Source organism: Streptomyces kunmingensis, assembly GCF_039533535.1.
GTDB classification, from domain to species: Bacteria; Actinomycetota; Actinomycetes; order Streptomycetales; family Streptomycetaceae; genus Streptomyces; species Streptomyces kunmingensis.
In genome coordinates this window covers 92888-110386 of sequence record NZ_BAAATS010000030.1, presented here as the reverse complement: position 1 = coordinate 110386, position 17499 = coordinate 92888, and the positions used below count along the sequence as shown (strand labels likewise).

12 protein-coding genes are annotated in these 17499 nt (G+C 71.5%); 9 read left to right on the top strand and 3 right to left on the bottom strand.

The genetic code is table 11. The features are described from left to right. Position 1: 1 nt before the first annotated feature. On the bottom strand, positions 2–1576 hold the full coding sequence (locus ABD366_RS33870) for an NADH-ubiquinone oxidoreductase-F iron-sulfur binding region domain-containing protein (RefSeq protein WP_324772199.1): 1575 nt from the start codon (positions 1574–1576) through the stop codon (positions 2–4). Then, positions 1573–2754: a ferric reductase-like transmembrane domain-containing protein gene (locus tag ABD366_RS33865; protein WP_324772200.1), complete on the bottom strand. Its 1182-nt coding sequence runs from the start codon at positions 2752–2754 to the stop codon at positions 1573–1575. Before ABD366_RS33865 ends, ABD366_RS33870 begins: the two co-directional genes overlap by 4 nt. 474 nt (positions 2755–3228) lie before the next feature. On the opposite strand from ABD366_RS33865, the gene leuS reads away from it, so the two are divergent. The 8 genes from leuS (at position 3229) to holA (ending at position 14531) form a co-directional block, all read left to right on the top strand. Beyond that, a complete protein-coding gene (leuS, locus tag ABD366_RS33860; protein ID WP_324772202.1) occupies positions 3229–6123 on the top strand; it encodes a leucine--tRNA ligase in 2895 nt (964 codons plus the stop codon). Between the two features lie 130 nt (positions 6124–6253). Continuing rightward, entirely contained in the window at positions 6254–6940 is a 687-nt protein-coding gene (locus ABD366_RS33855) for a hypothetical protein (protein ID WP_324772203.1), read from the top strand. A gap of 84 nt (positions 6941–7024) precedes the next feature. Continuing rightward, entirely contained in the window at positions 7025–7873 is an 849-nt protein-coding gene (locus ABD366_RS33850; protein ID WP_324772204.1) for a DegV family protein, read from the top strand. A 197-nt stretch (positions 7874–8070) separates the two neighbouring features. Further along, positions 8071–9144, top strand: coding sequence for a ComEA family DNA-binding protein (locus tag ABD366_RS33845; protein ID WP_324772205.1), 1074 nt, complete (start codon positions 8071–8073; stop codon positions 9142–9144). A gap of 119 nt (positions 9145–9263) precedes the next feature. Then, positions 9264–11726 carry a ComEC/Rec2 family competence protein gene (locus ABD366_RS33840; RefSeq protein WP_411293808.1) on the top strand — a complete coding sequence of 821 codons (2463 nt, stop codon included), beginning with the start codon at positions 9264–9266 and terminating at the stop codon, positions 11724–11726. A 365-nt stretch (positions 11727–12091) separates the two neighbouring features. Continuing rightward, a complete protein-coding gene (locus ABD366_RS33835) occupies positions 12092–12973 on the top strand; it encodes a YceI family protein (protein WP_324772206.1) in 882 nt (293 codons plus the stop codon). 147 nt (positions 12974–13120) lie between these two features. Beyond that, positions 13121–13366 (top strand): hypothetical protein, encoded by a 246-nt coding sequence (locus ABD366_RS33830; protein WP_324772207.1) that lies wholly within the window; start codon positions 13121–13123, stop codon positions 13364–13366. A 175-nt stretch (positions 13367–13541) separates the two neighbouring features. After that, positions 13542–14531, top strand: a complete 990-nt coding sequence (gene holA, locus ABD366_RS33825) for a DNA polymerase III subunit delta (protein WP_324772208.1) — start codon at positions 13542–13544, stop codon at positions 14529–14531. A gap of 394 nt (positions 14532–14925) precedes the next feature. On the opposite strand, the gene rpsT is transcribed toward holA, so the two are convergent. Beyond that, a complete protein-coding gene (gene rpsT / locus ABD366_RS33820; RefSeq protein ID WP_324772209.1) occupies positions 14926–15192 on the bottom strand; it encodes a 30S ribosomal protein S20 in 267 nt (88 codons plus the stop codon). A gap of 225 nt (positions 15193–15417) precedes the next feature. On the opposite strand from rpsT, the gene lepA reads away from it, so the two are divergent. Further along, positions 15418–17289, top strand: a complete 1872-nt coding sequence (gene lepA, locus ABD366_RS33815; protein WP_324772210.1) for a translation elongation factor 4 — start codon at positions 15418–15420, stop codon at positions 17287–17289. Positions 17290–17499 lie beyond the last annotated feature (210 nt).

The window sequence follows — 17499 nt, the reverse complement described above, 5'->3', positions numbered from 1 at the left end:
GCTACCTGCGGGCGCGGCTGCGGCCCGGCGGAAGTGCGGGCGGGAGCGCCGGCCCGGCAGGCAGCGCCGCCGCGTCCTCCTCGAGACGCAGGGCCAGCGCGGGACAGCGCCGGACGGCCCGTACGGCGTTCGCCTCCGAGTAGCGCGGCACCGCCGCGTCCGCGACCGCGGGGAAGCCGTCCGGACCCAGCTGGATCAGCGCCGGCACGATGTCCGCGCACAGCCCGTGGCCCTGGCACAGCGTCCAGTCGACGGCGAGCCGCTTCCCGCTGGGCGCCGCGTTCGCCGGCGCCTCCGTGTGCAGCGGCAGCACCCCGCGCACCGGCCTGCCGCAGCCGGAACCCAGGACATGCGCCGCGAGATCGTCCGTGAACGCGGAGATCGTCGACTCGATGAACGCCGCCGAACCGTCGGGGTGCTTGCACGCCCCGCGCCGCTTCACCGCACGGGTCACCTCGCGCAGCGCCTCCAGAGCGGTGGGCCCGCCGCCGTTCAGGACGTCCTCCAGGCCGCGCGCCGCCGCGGGGAGACCCAGATAGCACGGTCCGCACTGGCCCGCGCTCTCCGAGGCCAGCCACTGCGCCACCTTCAGGGATTCGCCGAGCGGGCAGGTGTCCGGGCCGATCGGCAGGATCGCGCCCGCGCCCAGAGCGCCGCCGCTCGCCTCCAGGGAGGCGCGGGAGACGATGGCGTCCTGCGCGCCGACGCCGTCCAGCCACTTGCCGTGATAGCCGCCCGTGAGGACGCCCTGGGGGAGCGGGGGAGCGCCCGCCAGCTGGAGGACGTAGCGCAGCGGGACGCCGGAGGGGACCTCCAGGACCATGGGGCGGGCGACGGCGCCGGAGAGCGTCAGCAGGACGGTGCCGGGCTCGTCGTGCAGGCCGGTGCGGCAGTAGCGCTCCGGGCCCGTGCGCGCGGCGACGGCGAGCTGGGCGAACGTCTCCGCGTTCGACAGGAGCGTGGGGGCGCCGCCCACCCCCGTGTCGGAGGCGCGCACCTTGCGGCCCGGCGGCATCGGCGGGCCGCCGTCCGCGGAGCGGATCAGTGCGGAGGACTCGCCGGTGACCATGCGCACGGGGTTGCGCTGCACGCGCGCGCGTAGCGGTGCGTTACGCCGGTTCGTCAGGCCGCGCTCGGCGAGGGCCGCCTGCATCGAGGCCTCCGTGGAGTCGCGGGTCACACCCACGACGAGGGTGCGCGCGCCGAGCGCCTCGGCGACCAGGAGGGCGCCGTCCAGGATCAGGTGCGGTGCCCGGTTGATCAGCACGGTGTCCTTGCGGCAGGCGGGCTCGTCCTCGCTTCCGTTGATGACGACCACGGGGCGTACGCCGCGCCGGATCGCCGACTCCGCGACCGCGCGCAGCTTCTTGGCGAAGGGGAAGCCCGCGCCGCCCCGGCCGCGCAGCGACACGGCCTGGGCCAGTTGTGCGAGCGCTTCGCCCGGCATGGGTTCCAGCGGGCCGTGGACCTTGAGGTGCATGTCGAGGTCGAGCCGGTCCACGAGGTCGAACCCCGACGTGAGCTGGGGAAGTCCGACGACGCGGACTTCGGGGACGTCGGGCAGCGCCGTGTTCACTGCGTGCCTCCGTAAGGCGTGGTCCAGGGCTCACCCGACGAAGGGGCCTGAAAGGGGCCGGGGAGCGGTTCGGTGGGTGACTCGTTCGCTTCGTACTGGCCGCCGTACCTCTCCTCGTACGGGCCGCCGCTCCCGTATGCGGTGTCGTAGGAGGGAACGCCTCCGTAGGGCGTGTCGTACCTGGGGTCGTACGCGGACTGCGGGGCTTCGGCCGGGGGCGGGGGAGACGGGGCGGGCCAGCGGTGGGTGGGCGCGGGCTCGCTCGGATCCCCGTAGGAGTGCTCTGCATAGGTCGGCTCTACAGGGGCGGGCTGTACGTATGTGGGCTCTACGTATGTGGTCTGCCGCGGCTCTGTGTAGAGGGGTGCCTCGCCGCGCGGGGTCGCGGAGACTGCGCGGTAGGCGGCCGCGAATCCGACCCCGGCCGGGGCGGGCGAGGGACGGGCCGGGGCCTCAGTGGCGGGAAGCGGCTGCTCGGCCACGTCCCGGGGCGCCCCGGCGGCGACGTCTCGGGGTGTGCCGCGGTCGATGTCGCGGGCCCTGCGCGGGCCGGGGTCCAGGAAGGCGAAGATCCGTGCGGCGACCTTGACCTTGACGGGCCGCGGCGCCGCCCGCAGACCCACCGCTCCGGCGACCGCGATCAGGCACAGGCAGTACAGGACCACCACGTACGTCTTGGGCGCCCGCCCCGCATACAGGCCGTGCATCAGGGCCAGGCACCAGGCCGGGTAGGCGAGCATGTGGGTCGCTCGCCAGCGCGCGGCGAGTCCGGCAGGGGAGGCCATGGAACTGCGCAGCGCGCCGGTGATGCCCGTGGTCACCATCAGGAGACCGGCGAGCACGCCGATGCCGATCAGTCCGCTGCTGCCCGTGACGCCCATCCCGAAGGGGATCAGCGCCCCGATGAGCGTGACGTGGGCGAGAGCCACCTTCACGCTGCCGTGCAGCAGCAGGAAACCCAGCGAGGCGACCGCGGTGGCCCGGTGGACGCCCTGGGAGAGCAGCCGCTGCCGGGAGGTCAGGAACAGGCGGTCCGACGCGACCAGGCCCCACACGACGGACGCCGTGAGGGAGACCAGGGACAGCACACCCGTGGTGAAGTCGAGCGCGGCCCGGAAGGCGTCGCTCCCTGTGACCACGACCACGGGTATGAGCAGCAGGACCGCCGCGCTCAGCACCCCCGTTCTCGCGCGGCGGCTGCTGCCTGTGGTGAGTGAACTCCTAAGTGAACGAGGGGAGTTCGGTTTGTGAGGGGTTCGAGGGTTCATGGGGGCGACTCCGAAAGGTTCGGCACAGTGGACCCACAGCCCGCACTCTAGGTCGACGCATACCAGCCAGTACGAGGTTTGAGTTATCTCGCCGTTATCTAGAGGTCGTCCGGCATTTGTGTTGCCCCGATAGCTGGCGGTACGCGGAGTAACCGTTGGCCATGACTGAGGTCGCAGAGAAGCCCGTCGCGGCTCGCGCAGGTGCTGCGGTACCCTGACGCCATGCGTGCCGTACGCCTTCTGCTTAGTGAGCCGCGCTGATCAGTCCCGACCCGCCCACGGGCGTGTGGTCGGAATCGGCGCGGCGTCCCCTCCTGTGCGAGGGGCTTTTTCATTTCCGGGCACGGGCCGCCGGCAGAGACGATCGATGGAGCTTTGAGGATCATGAGCGAGACGAATACCGCCGCCGCTACCGAGGCGGCGGTCGCACCGCACCGCTACACGGCGGTCATGGCCGCCGACATCGAGGCACGCTGGCAGGACTTCTGGGACGCGCACGGCACGTACGAGGCGCCCAACCCGAGCGGTGACCTGGCGGGCGACCCGGAGGTCGCCGCCCGGCCCAAGAAGTTCGTCATGGACATGTTCCCGTACCCCTCGGGTGCGGGACTGCACGTCGGTCACCCGCTGGGCTACATCGCCACGGACGTCTACGCGCGCTTCCAGCGCATGACCGGGCACAACGTGCTGCACACCCTGGGCTTCGACGCGTTCGGCCTGCCGGCCGAGCAGTACGCCGTGCAGACGGGCACCCACCCGCGCGCGTCGACCGAGGCCAACATGGAGAACATGAAGGTCCAGCTGCGCCGCCTGGGCCTGGGTCACGACAAGCGCCGGTCGTTCGCCACGATCGACCCGGAGTACTACAAGTGGACGCAGTGGATCTTCCTGCAGATCTTCAACTCCTGGTACGACGACGAGCTGAAGAAGGCCCGTCCGATCGCCGAGCTGGTCGAGCAGTTCGAGAGCGGTGAGCGTGCCGTCGACGGCGGCCGCTCCTGGGAGAGCCTGAGCGCGGCCGAGCGGGCCGAGGTCCTGAGCGGCTACCGCCTGGCGTACGCCTCCGACGCGCCCGTCAACTGGGCGCCGGGCCTGGGCACCGTCCTGGCCAACGAGGAGGTCACCGCCGACGGCCGCTCCGAGCGCGGCAACTTCCCCGTCTTCAAGGCGAAGCTGCGCCAGTGGAACATGCGCATCACCGCCTACGCCGACCGCCTGATCGACGACCTGGACGGCCTGGACTGGCCCGAGGCGATCAAGCTGCAGCAGCGCAACTGGATCGGCCGGTCCGAGGGCGCGCGTGTCGACTTCCCCATCAGTGACGCTGCCATCACCGTCTTCACCACGCGCCCGGACACCCTGTTCGGCGCCACCTACATGGTGCTGGCTCCCGAGCACGACCTGGTCGAGAAGATCGTCCCGGCGGCGTGGCCCGAAGGCACCCACGAGGTGTGGACCGGCGGGCAGGCCACCCCGGCCGAGGCCGTCGCCGCGTACCGCAAGCAGGCCGCCTCGAAGTCCGACGTGGAGCGGCAGGCCGAGGCCAAGGACAAGACCGGCGTCTTCACCGGCGCGTACGCGATCAACCCGGTCAACGGTGAGCAGGTTCCGGTCTTCATCGCCGACTACGTACTGATGGGCTACGGCACCGGCGCGATCATGGCCGTCCCCGCGGGCGACCAGCGCGACTTCGAGTTCGCGCGCGCCTTCGAGCTGCCGATCCGCTGCATCGTCGAGCCGACGGACGGGCGCGGCACCGACACGGACACGTGGGAGAACGCGTTCGGCTCCCACGACGCGAAGATCATCAACTCGTCGAACGAGCAGATCAGCCTGGACGGCCTGGGCGTCGCCGACGCCAAGGCGCGCATCACCGAGTGGCTGGAGCGCACCGGCAAGGGCGCGGGCACCGTCAACTTCCGGCTGCGCGACTGGCTGTTCAGCCGGCAGCGCTACTGGGGCGAGCCCTTCCCGATCGTCTACGACGAGGACGGCGTCGCCCACGCGCTGCCCGAGTCGATGCTGCCGCTGGAGCTGCCCGAGGTCGAGGACTACAGCCCGCGCACGTTCGACCCGGACGACGCCGACACGCAGCCCGAGACGCCGCTGTCGCGCAACGAGGACTGGGTCCACGTCACCCTGGACCTGGGCGACGGCGCGGGGCCGAAGAAGTACCGCCGCGAGACCAACACCATGCCCAACTGGGCGGGTTCGTGCTGGTACGAGCTGCGCTACCTGGACCCGCACAACAGCGAGAAGCTGGTCGACCCGGACGTCGAGCAGTACTGGATGGGTCCCCGTGAGGGGATGCCCACCGGCGGCGTCGACCTGTATGTGGGCGGTGCCGAGCACGCCGTGCTGCACCTGCTGTACGCCCGCTTCTGGTCGAAGGTGCTGTTCGACCTGGGTCACATCTCCTCGGCCGAGCCGTTCCACAAGCTGTACAACCAGGGCATGATCCAGGCCTACGTCTACCGGGACGCGCGCGGGATCGCCGTACCGGCGGCCGAGGTGGAGGAGCGCGACGGCGCGTACTACTTCGAGGGCGAGAAGGTCACGCGCCTGCTGGGCAAGATGGGCAAGTCCCTGAAGAACGCGGTCACGCCCGACGAGATCTGCACCGAGTACGGCGCGGACACGCTGCGCCTGTACGAGATGGCGATGGGCCCCCTGGACGTGTCGCGGCCGTGGGACACGCGCGCGGTGGTCGGCCAGTTCCGGCTGCTGCAGCGCCTGTGGCGCAACATCGTCGACGAGGCGACCGGCGAGGTCACCGTCGTGGACGTGCCCGAGACCGACATCGACGTGGCCACGCTGCGCGCCCTGCACAAGGCGATCGACGGCGTGCGCGGCGACCTGGAGGGCATGCGCTTCAACACCGCCATCGCCAAGGTCACCGAGCTGAACAACCACCTGGTCAAGACGTACGCGGGCAGCGCGCTGCCGCGCTCCGTCGCCGAGCGCCTGGTGCTGCTGGTCGCGCCGCTGGCCCCGCACGTCGCCGAGGAACTGTGGCGCAAGCTGGGCCGCACCGACTCGGTCGTCCACCAGGACTTCCCGGTCGCCGACCCGAGTTACGTCGTCGACGAGTCCGTCACCTGCGTCGTGCAGATCAAGGGCAAGGTCAAGGCGCGTCTGGAGGTCTCCCCGTCGATCTCGGACGAGGAGCTGGAGAAGGTCGCCCTGGCCGACGAGAAGGTCGTCGCGGCCCTGGACGGCGCCGGTATCCGCAAGGTCATCGTGCGGGCACCGAAGCTGGTGAACATCGTGCCCGCGTAGAGCCTGTCCCGGCACTCAGGGTTGTTCCCTACGGGCAGGTTGGGGGTTCTGATGGAACCCTCGGCCTGCCCGCTCCGTTTACCGTGGAGAGGCGGGACTACGGGGCAGACGGACGAATCGGAGGAGCGCCGTGGAAGCTGTGCTGGTGATCGTGGCGCTGATCTTCATCTTGTTCCTGGCGCTCGGCGCGTACGCGACGGTGAAGGTGGTCGGCGCGGCCAAGCGCGGCGTGGACCGCAAGGTCGAGCAGGCCCGGCGGGCGGTGGAGGACACCGGCCTGCGGGCCAGGACCTTCGCGCAGCCCGGCGCGGCGAGCGAGCTGGCCCAGCTGCGGCTGAAGCTGCGCACCTCCATGCGGGCCACGCAGGACTCGCTGCACGCGCGCGTGGCCGAGGACGCCACGCTCAAGGAGTCCCTCGGCCTCTTCCAGCGCCTGAGTGCGCACGGGCACGAGCTGGACAGTGAGCTCAAGCGCCTGGAGAGCGAGCCCGACAAGGCGCACGTGCGCAGCCTGCTGCCGGAGATGAAGGCGCGCACCGAGCAGATCACGGCGTCCGCCGACGCGCTGCGGCACGCGGCCCGGGACCGGGCCGGGCGCTTCGCGGGCGACGATCTCGACTCGCTGAGTGCACAGATCGACCTGGAGGCCGGGGCGCTGCGGCACTGGACGACGGAGGACGTCACACCGGCCGCTCCGCAGGACACCCAGGGTGCGGCCGGTCCGGTTCAGGAGCCGGCGCGGCCCGCGATCACTCCGCCGGGTGTGCGGCCGGTGTATCCGTGGCAGAAGAAACCCCGTCCCGAGAGCACGACTTGATCCTCCGGCCCCGGGTCGGCGCTTCTGGCCGGGCGACGGGGGCCGGGCTGCCGCCGACGGGCCCCGGCGGGTAACCTCCGGTGCATGTCCCGCCATGTCGCGATCGTCACCGATTCAACGGCCTACCTGCCGCAGCGGACGATGGAGGACCACGGCATCACGGCGGTCCCGCTGACCGTGGTCCTGGGCGATCGGGCGCTGGAGGAGGGTACGGAGATCTCCGCCCGCTCGGTTGCCGAGGCGTTGCAGAAGCGTCGCTCGGTGACGACGTCGAGGCCCAGCCCCGAGCTGTTCGCCGAGACCTACCGCAAGGTCGCCGAGTCCGGTGTGACCGGCATCGTCTCGCTGCATCTGTCGTCCGAGTTCTCCGGGACGTACGACGCCGCGGTCATGGCCGCGCGGCAGGCGCCGGTCCCGGTGCGCGTCGTGGACACCGGGATGGTGGCCATGGCCCTCGGCTTCTGCGCGCTCGCAGCGGCAGAGGTGGCCGACAGCGGCGGCACCGTCGACGAGGCGGTGACGGCGGCGGAGAAGCGGGCCGCGGGCACCTCCGCCTACTTCTACGTCGACACCCTGGACTATCTGCGTCGCGGCGGGCGGATCGGCGCCGCGCAGGCGCTTCTCGGCTCAGCGCTCGCCGTCAAACCGCTGCTGCAACTGGACGGCGGCCGCATCGAGCTGATGGAGAAGGTCCGCACGGCGTCGAAGGCGATCGCGCGGCTGCGGGAGATCGTCGCCGAGCACGCGGGCGGCAGGCAGGTCGACATCGCCGTGCATCATCTGGCGGCACCGGAGCGGGCGGAGGCGCTGTCCGGCTGGCTGCGGGAGCACGTGCCGGGCCTGGGGGAGCTGCATGTCAGTGAGGTCGGGGCGGTGATCGGGGCGCATACCGGGCCCGGGTTGGTGGGGGCTGTGGTGTCGCCCCGGGTCTAGGGGGCGATCTCTGGCGTGCGGCGGCGCGAGGGCGTGGTCTTTGGCGTGCGGCGGCGCGAGGGTGCGGTCTTTGGCGTGCGGCGGCGCGAAGGTGCTGGGGCGTGTGTGGGTGAGGGAGTTTTCCACAACTGGTGGGTTCTCCCCGGGAATTGAGCAAGATCCACAGCGTTGTCGGGGACTGCCTACCGTCTCGTGACATGGCACTTCGATCACAGCTGCGAACAGCACAGGCATCCAGCGGGCCGGGGCGCGGCCCCGCATCCGACAGCCGCGCACGGCGCCGGCACGTCGTACGACGGCGTACGCGGCGCCGGCGCCTCGCGGCGGAGCGGACGCGGGTGCGGGCGGAGGCGTTGTTCGCGCCGCCGCCGCCGCGGCAGTCACCGCTGTTGCCGCCGTTGCCGTTGCCGTTGCCGTTGCCCGGGCCGCTGCCGCTGTCGCGGGAGAACGGGGTCTCGGGGGCCTCGGAGGTGCTGAGTGGCCCTGCTGCGTCGCCCGCGCGGGAGGCCGGGTCCGGGTCCGAGGCCGGGTCCGGGTCCGGGTCCGGTGCCGGGCCCGAGGTCGAGAAGGGGCCGGGGCAATCCTGGCGGGGGCGGCTCACGCTCGCCGTGCGGGATCGTCTGCCGCTGTGGGTGCAGACCCGGTGCGGGATCGAGCGGCGCGGTGCTCTGGCCCTGGTCGTCGTTCTCGGCGTGGCGGCGCTCTTCGCGGCGCAGCATTTCTGGTCGGGGCGTACGCAGCCTGTGCGGGCGCCGGAGGCGGTTCGTGCCGCCGCGCCGGAGGTGGTGGAGTCGCCGGGTGCGACTGTCTCCTCGGCCGTGCCTGGATCCGTGGCGTCGGGCGGTGCGGGGATCGTTGTGGACGTCGGCGGCAAGGTGCGCAGGCCCGGAGTGCAGAGGCTGCCCGCCGGGGCCCGGGTCGCGGACGCGTTGCGGGCGGCCGGAGGGGTCCGCCCCGGCACGGACACCGCCGGGCTCAACCGGGCGCGGCTCCTGACGGACGGCGAGCAGGTCCTGGTGGGCGCCCCGGCGGTCCCCGTGGCCGTGGCGCCCGGCGGGCCCGCGGGGGCGGCGTCCACAGCGCCGATCGGCCTCAGTACGGCGACGCTGGAACAGCTCGACACGCTGCCCGGGGTCGGCCCCGTGCTGGCCCAGCACATCATCGACTACCGCACGGAGCACGGGGGTTTCCGCTCGGTCGACGAACTGCGCGAGGTCAACGGCATCGGGGACCGCCGCTTCGAGGACCTCCAGAACCTGGTGCGGCCGTGAGCGGCACGAGGGTTGCCCCTCGGGGTTCCGATCCACCGCCCCTGCCCCCTCCACCGGCTCCCAGCGGTCGGCTCGGTGATGCGAATCCGCGGCAAGAGGAGCCGCTGGACTTGCGGTTGGTGGGGCCCGCGCTCGCGGCGTGGCTGACCGCGGCGGTGACCGTGACGGCCACACCGAGCTGGGCGGCGACCGTGGCGGCGGTGTGTGCGCTTGCCGGAGCGGCGCTGCTGGCGATGGGGCGCGCGGGCCGGCGGCCGGGAGGAGGGCGACACGGGCCGCCCCGCCCTCCTCCCTCCTGGCGGGGCCCGTCCGGCGCCGTGCTGCTGCTCTGTGTCGCCGCGGCCGCGGCCTCCGCGGGGTTGCATGGGGCCGATCTGCGCAGAGGGCCGGTTCCGGAGCTCGCCGCTCAACATGCGCGGGCGGACGTCGAGTTGGAGGTCACCTCTGATCCGCGGGTCACCCGGCCCCGGGTCACCGGGGATCACGCGGCTCCGCGTGTCGTGCTCATCGAGGCGGACGTCGTGCGGGTGACGGCGCCAAACGGGACGATGTCGCGGACCCGTGCGCCGGTCCTGATCGTCGTCGAGGCCCGGGGCGGCTCCTGGCTCTCCCTGCTGCCGTCCACCCGGCTCAGTGTCGAGGGCGGGCTCGCGCCGCCGCTGAGGGACGGCGACCGGATCGCCGCAGTGCTGCATGCGGGGCGGGGCGAGCGGCCACGCGTGGTGGCCGGGCCGAGCGGGCCGCAGCGCCTGGCCGGAGCGCTGCGTGCCGGGCTGCGCGAGGCGACGGCGGGTCTGCCCAGGGACGCGCGGGCGCTGCTGCCGGGCCTCGTGGTCGGCGACACGGCGCGCGTCACGCCGGAGCTGTACGCGGCGTTCCGCGCGACGGACCTGCTGCATCTGATGGCTGTCAGCGGGGCGAACTTCACGATTCTGCTCGCCCTGTTGATCGGCCCGCCCGGCACGGCGCACCGTGTCGAGCGGCGGGGCCTTGCACCGCGGATCGGGTTGTCGCTGCGGGCGACGGCGTTGTCGGGCGGGGCGCTCACGCTCGGGTTCGTCGTGGTGTGCCGGCCCGAGCCGAGCGTGCTGCGGGCGGCGTCGTGCGGGGCGATCGCCCTGCTCGCCATCGCCACAGGGCGCCGTAGGTCCCTGCTCCCGGCGCTGGCCACGGCGGTGTTGCTGCTCGTCCTGTACGACCCGTGGCTGGCACGGAGTTACGGGTTCCTGTTGTCGGTGCTCGCCACCGGGGCGCTGTTGACGCTGGCTCCGCGGTGGAGCGCGGGACTGCGGCGGCGCGGCGTTCCGGCGCGGGCGGCCGAGGCGTTGGGCGCTGCCGCGGCGGCACAGGCGGTGTGTGCGCCCGTCGTTGCTGTCCTGGCGGCGCGGGTGAGTCTGGTGGCGGTGCCGTGCAATCTGCTCGCGGAGTTCGCCGTGGCGCCCGCGACGGTGCTCGGGTTCGCCGCGCTGGCGACGGCGCCCGTGGCGATGCCGGTGGCCGAGTTCCTGGCCTGGTGTGCCGGGTGGCCCGCGGGATGGATCGCGGACATCGCACGGGCCGGGGCCGCGTTGCCGGGCAGCGGGGTGGACTGGCCGGGAGGCTGGCGTGGCGGGGTGCTGCTGGCGGCCGGCACGGTGGTGGCCGTGCTGGTGGGGCGCAGAGTGCTGAGGTCGCCCTGGACAGTGGCGGCCTGTCTGCTGGCGCTGCTTCTCGTGGTGGTGCAGCCGCCGCCGCTCACCCGGGTCGTCACGGGCTGGCCGCCGCCGGGATGGCGCATGGTCATGTGTGATGTGGGGCAGGGCGACGCGCTGGTGCTCGCGGCGGGGGCCGGGACGGGCGTGGTGGTGGACGCGGGGCCCGATCCGCTGCTCGTGGACCGGTGCCTGCGTTCGCTCGGCATCACGAAGGTGCCGTTGCTGCTGCTCACGCACTTCCACGCGGACCATGTGGCGGGCCTCGCGGGGGTGTTGCGGGGGCGCTCCGTCGGGGTGATCGAGACGACCGGGTTCCGGGAGCCGGCGGATCAGGCGGAGTTCGTCGGGCGGCTCGCGGCGGGGCGCGGAGTCCCGGTGGTTCCGGCGGTGGCGGGGGAGCGGCGTCGCAGCGGGCCGCTCGACTGGGAGGTGCTGTGGCCACCGCGCCCGCTGTCGGCTCCGGACAGCCCGAACGACGCCAGTGTCACCCTGCTCGTGCGCACCGCGGGGCTGACCATGCTGCTGCTCGGCGACCTCGAACCGGCCTCGCAGCGTGCCCTGTTGAGAACCGGGGACGGGGCCCGGTTGCCCCCGGTCGACGTGCTCAAGGTCGCTCATCACGGGTCGGCGTACCAGGACCCGGAGCTGCTGCGCCGGGTCGCGCCCCGGCTCGCGCTCATCTCGTGCGGGGTCGACAACCCGTATGGGCACCCGGCTCCGCGCACGGTGGGGGCGTTGCGGGAACGGGGTGCGGCGGTGCTGCGGACGGACCAGGACGGGGCGATCGCCGTCGTGGGCCAGGGGCGGAGCGGAAGCAGAAGCGGAAGCGGAAGCGGAAACGGGGGCGGCGGCGGAGATGGGCTGGGGGTGGTGCATACCGAGCGCTGATGTGCTCCGGCCTGCGGGGGCGCCACCGATCTGACCGCCCACCGATCTGACCGCCCACCGATCCGATCGCCCACCGATCCGATCGCCCACCGATCCGATCGCCCACTGATCCGGAGGCCCCGGCCGCCCCACGGTTACCCGTAAGTAGAAATGCCTCTGAGCTGGGCAAATGGTTACCGGGAGGAGCAATATGGCGCACTCGGGGGCAGCTGCGCACCTTCGCGCTGAATTCCGTGATGAGGGCCTGTGTTGCCTCGAAAGCCGCAACGGTGATCGAATGCCCTTTCGTTCAACTCGCAACGATCGACGTGCGTATCGATCTGCCGATCGACGTCGACGTCAAGGCGCACTGGGGTGGGTAGGTCATGTTCGGCCGCTGGCTGGGAAACCGTACGAACCGGGCTCAACGGACAAGCCCTCTGGCGGCGGTGACGGTGCCGCCCAGCGCGGGGGTGCTCAGTTGCCGCGTGCTCGATCCGGTCAACGAGCCGGTGCGGGAGGCCGAGTTCGCGCTGAGCGATGCCATGGGGCGCAAGGTGGTCAGTGGGGGCACCGACCCGTTCGGTTCGTTCATGACGACCGTGCCCGCCGGTGACTACCGGCTGGCCGTCTCGGCGGAGGGGTACGCCCCGTTCCACGGGAGCGCCACGGTCGCCGAGAGCGGTCACGCCTCGCTGGGCGACGTCACGCTCCAGGTCTCGCCGCCGCCGCAGCTGCCCGCGCCGGGTGACTGGGAGATCGAGCCGACGCATTCCTCGATCGCGTTCACTGCGCGGCACATCGGGCTGGCCCGGATCCATGGCCGGTTCAACACCTTCGCGGGCGCGCTGCGGGTGGCCGACCGGATCGAGGAGTCCGCGATCCATGTCGTCATCGACGCCTCGTCCATCGACACGAATGTGAAGATGCGCGACGACCATCTCAGGTCGGGCGACTTCCTCGACGTGGACCGGTTCCCGACGCTGGAGTTCTACGGCGACCGCTTCTCGCACCGGGGCGGCAGCCGCTGGGCGATCACCGGGGCGCTCTCCCTGCACGGGGTGACGCGCACGGTCACCCTGGACGCGGAGTACCTGGGGCTGGGCAACGGTATGGAGGGCGAGGCCCGGGCCGCCTGCCGCGCCACGGTCGAGCTGCACCGCGACGACTTCACCGTCAGCTGGCAGACCATGCTGGCGCGGGGTATCGCCGTCGTCGGCTCCAGCGTCCGGATCGAGCTCGACGTACAGATCGTGCCCAAGGGCTGAGGCTGATCGCGCCCAAGGGGTGAGGCGGATCGTGCCCAAGGGGTGAGGCGGATCGTGCCCAAGGGCTGAGGCTGATCGTGCCCAGGGGCTGAGGTACGTACGGCGACCCCGTTCGGCAGCCGTCGGCGCGTGCCGGAAAATGGTGGCGTGAGCGATGTGAGACACGTACTGGTGCTGCCCGACCGGGACGCCGCGGAGGAGGCCGCCGAGGCGCTGGGGGAGCGTTTCGGCGTGACCGAGGAGCCCCAGCTCGTCCGGGACGCGCTGGCCGGCGAGGACGATGCCGAGGACGCGCAGTGGCTGGTGGTCGTCGAGGATCCGCGGGGGCGGCTCGACCCCGGTGAGCTGGACGAGTTCGCGGCCGGCTGGGACGGCTGGCGCGAGGAGCCATAAGCACGGAGCCGTGAGTACCGGGCGGTGAGTACCGGGCCGTGAATACCGCGTCGTGAATACCGCGTCGTGAGTACCGGCGCCGTGCGAGTACCGGCGCCGGCGCCGTATGTGCCGCGCCGCGAGTACGGCTCTTGGCCGGTCGGGTTGTCAGTGGGCCGTGGGATGCTTGACCGCGATGGCCAGGAAGACTGCAAACGACGATCCTCTCGCCCCCCTCACCCTCGCGGTGGGCCAGGAGGACCTGCTGCTCGACCGCGCGGTGCGGGAGGTGGTGGCGGCCGCCCGGGCCGCCGACGCCGACACCGACGTGCGCGACCTCAGCTCCGACCAGCTCCAGCCCGGCACGCTCGCCGAGCTGACGAGCCCGTCGCTGTTCGCCGAGCGCAAGGTCGTCGTCGTCCGCAATGCCCAGGACCTGTCGGCGGACACGGTCAAGGACGTGAAGGCGTACCTCGGCTCGCCCGTCGAGGAGATCACCCTGGTGCTGCTGCACGCCGGGGGCGCCAAGGGCAAGGGGCTCCTCGACGCCGCGCGCAAGGCCGGCGCCCGGGAGGTCGCCTGCCCGAAGATGACCAAGCCGGCGGACCGGCTGGCCTTCGTGCGCGGGGAGTTCCGCACGCTCGGGCGGTCCGCGACGCCCGAGGCCTGCCAGGCGCTCGTCGACGCCATCGGCAGTGATCTGCGGGAGCTGGCCTCGGCCGTGACCCAGCTCGCCTCCGACATCGAGGGCACGATCGACGAGGCCGTCGTCGGGCGGTACTACACGGGGCGGGCCGAGGCGTCCAGCTTCACCGTGGCCGACCGGGCCGTCGAGGGGCGGGCCGCGGAGGCGCTGGAGGCGCTGCGATGGTCGCTCTCGACCGGGGTCGCGCCGGTGCTCATCACCAGCGCGCTCGCGCAGGGGGTGCGGGCCATCGGGAAGCTGTCGTCCGCGCGTGGGGGGCGGCCGGCCGATCTGGCGCGGGAGCTCGGGATGCCGCCGTGGAAGATCGATCGGGTGCGACAGCAGATGCGGGGGTGGACCCCGGACGGGGTTTCCGTGGCGCTGCGGGCTGTGGCTGAGGCCGATGCGGGGGTCAAGGGTGGGGGGGACGACCCCGAGTACGCGTTGGAGAAGGCTGTGGTCACCATTGCGCGGGCTGCGCGTTCTCGGGGGCGGGTGTAGGGGGTACCCGGGCTGGAAAGTGCGGGTAGGTCGGTGGAGCGGGCGGGATATCGCCCCCGCCGCCCCTTCCCGTCCCGTTCCCCGGGGCTGCGCCCCGACCCCGCTGTCGGCCTTCGGCCTCGTCCTCAAACGCCGGACGGGCTGAGGTGACCAAACACCGGACGACCCTGCCATACGAACGCCGAAAGCCCCGCCCTGAAGAATCAGAGCGGGGCCTCGGTTCAAGCTGGTGGTGAGCCCACACCCGCGTGGCGAACGCAGTCGCGTGCGGGCTCGGGGTGCCGGTCGGGGGCGGATGAGAGAGGGCCCGCCCGGGTCCTTCCGGCGTCAGATCAGTACCCGGACTCACATCCGGGAGTTTTCAGTACCCGGACTCGCGTCCGGGAGAAAAGGTTCAGCCCTTGAGCGCGGCGACCTTGGAAGCAAGCGCCGACTTCTTGTTGGCGGCCTGGTTCTTGTGGATGACACCCTTCGAGACGGCCTTGTCGAGCTCACGCGCGGCAGCGCGCTGGTACTCGGTGGCCTTCTCGACGTCACCCGCGGCAGCGGCCTCACGGGCCTTGCGGACCGCGGTCTTCAGGGAGGACTTGACCGACTTGTTGCGCAGCCGAGCCTTCTCGTTGGTCTTGATCCGCTTGATCTGGGACTTGATGTTCGCCACGAAATGAGCCTTTGCAGGTTCAGGCACGGACCCGGTGAAGGACCCGTACCGATGATTTTCACTGAGTGTGTGCCTCCTGCTGAGAGGGCATGAGACACAGCTGCCCACGGTACCAGCCGTACTCCCACCGGCCCAAACCGGTAGCGGTGCCCCGGCCGTGGGACCATGGAAGCTACGTATCGATCCGACCCGAGGCATAAGGCGCCTCAAGAGACAGGACCCTGCGTGCCCGCGATCCCTAACAATGTGCCCGAGCCGAGCCGTACCGACCCGGCGCTGCTCCGCAATTTCTGCATCATCGCGCACATCGACCACGGCAAGTCCACCCTCGCCGACCGGATGCTCCAGCTGACCGGAGTGGTCGATCAGCGGCAGATGCGTGCTCAGTACCTCGACCGGATGGACATCGAGCGCGAGCGCGGCATCACGATCAAGTCCCAGGCGGTGCGACTGCCCTGGGCCCCCACCGAGGGCCCGGACCAGGGCAGTACCCACATCCTCAACATGATCGACACCCCGGGCCACGTGGACTTCACGTACGAGGTCTCGCGCTCGCTCGCCGCGTGCGAGGGCACTGTCCTGCTCGTCGACGCCGCCCAGGGCATCGAGGCCCAGACCCTCGCCAACCTGTACCTGGCGATGGAGAACGACCTCAAGATCGTCCCGGTGCTCAACAAGATCGACCTGCCGGCCGCCCAGCCCGAGAAGTTCTCCGAGGAGCTGGCGAACCTCATCGGCTGCGATCCGGAGGACGTCCTCAAGGTCTCCGCCAAGACCGGCATGGGCGTCGAGGCGCTCCTCGACAAGGTCGTCGCCGAGATCCCCGCGCCGGTCGGCGTCGCCGACGCCCCGGCCCGCGCGATGATCTTCGACTCGGTCTATGACTCGTACCGCGGCGTCGTGACGTACGTACGAGTCGTCGACGGTCAGCTGAACAAGCGTGAGCGGATCCGGATGATGTCCACCGGTGCCACCCACGAGCTGCTCGAGATCGGTGTCTCCTCGCCCGAGATGACCCCGGCCGACGGCATCGGCGTCGGTGAGGTGGGTTACATCATCACCGGCGTGAAGGACGTCCGTCAGTCCAAGGTCGGTGACACGATCACCTCCCTGCACAACGGCGCGACCGAGGCCCTCGGTGGTTACAAGGACCCCAAGCCGATGGTGTTCTCGGGGCTCTATCCGCTGGACGGCTCGGAGTACCCGGACCTGCGCGAGGCCCTCGACAAGCTGCAGCTCAACGACGCGGCGCTGGTCTACGAGCCGGAGACCTCGGCCGCGCTCGGCTTCGGCTTCCGCGTGGGCTTCCTCGGCCTGCTGCACCTCGACGTGATCCGTGAGCGGCTCGAGCGCGAGTTCGGCCTCGACCTCATCGCCACCGCTCCGAACGTGGTCTACCGCGTGATCATGGAGGACGGCACCGAGCACACGGTCACCAACCCGAGCGAGTTCCCCGAGGGCAAGATCGACGAGGTGTTCGAGCCCGTCGTACGCGCCACGGTGCTCGCCCCGAGCGAGTTCATCGGCTCGATCATGGAGCTGTGCCAGAACCGGCGCGGTGTGCTGCTCGGCATGGACTACCTCTCCGAGGACCGCGTCGAGATCCGCTACACGCTGCCGCTCGCCGAGATCGTCTTCGACTTCTTCGACCACCTGAAGTCCAAGACGCGCGGCTACGCCTCGCTCGACTACGAGCCCACCGGCGAGCAGTCCGCCCAGCTCGTCAAGGTCGACATCCTGCTGCACGGCGACAAGGTCGACGCCTTCTCCGCCGTCACCCACAAGGATGCCGCGTACGCGTACGGTGTGCGGCTCGTCGCCAAGCTGCGCGAGCTCATCCCGCGGCAGGCCTTCGAGGTGCCGATCCAGGCCGCGATCGGATCCCGGGTCATCGCCCGCGAGACGATCCGCGCCATCCGCAAGGACGTCCTCGCCAAGTGTTACGGCGGTGACATCTCCCGTAAGCGGAAGCTGCTCGAGAAGCAGAAGGAGGGCAAGAAGCGGATGAAGATGGTCGGCTCCGTCGAGGTGCCGCAGGAAGCCTTCATCGCGGTGCTCTCCAGCGACGACAGCGGTGGCGGCAAGGCCAAGAAGTGACGTTGGGCACCCGCCCGGCAAGCAGTGAGCAGTCCCCGTAGCACCATGAAAGCGGTGGGTCCGGCGCGCACACGCGTGACGGGCCCACCGCTTTTGTGTGGGCCCTGTGTGGGGCGGGGCCGGTGGGGCAGGCGTGTGGAAGTTGAAGGCCGGAGCCTCTTACGCACCGGGCGAGCGCCCTTTACCCTGATCACTGCTCAATGGTTACTC

Excerpts from the sequence above, each read along its gene's own strand:
- ABD366_RS33845 (WP_324772205.1), top strand. The coding sequence starts at position 8,071 with ATGGCACTTCGATCACAGCTGCGAACAGCACAGGCATCCAGCGGGCCG.
- leuS (WP_324772202.1), top strand. The coding sequence starts at position 3,229 with ATGAGCGAGACGAATACCGCCGCCGCTACCGAGGCGGCGGTCGCACCG.
- holA (WP_324772208.1), top strand. The coding sequence starts at position 13,542 with ATGGCCAGGAAGACTGCAAACGACGATCCTCTCGCCCCCCTCACCCTC.
- ABD366_RS33835 (WP_324772206.1), top strand. The coding sequence starts at position 12,092 with ATGTTCGGCCGCTGGCTGGGAAACCGTACGAACCGGGCTCAACGGACA.
- ABD366_RS33850 (WP_324772204.1), top strand. The coding sequence starts at position 7,025 with ATGTCCCGCCATGTCGCGATCGTCACCGATTCAACGGCCTACCTGCCG.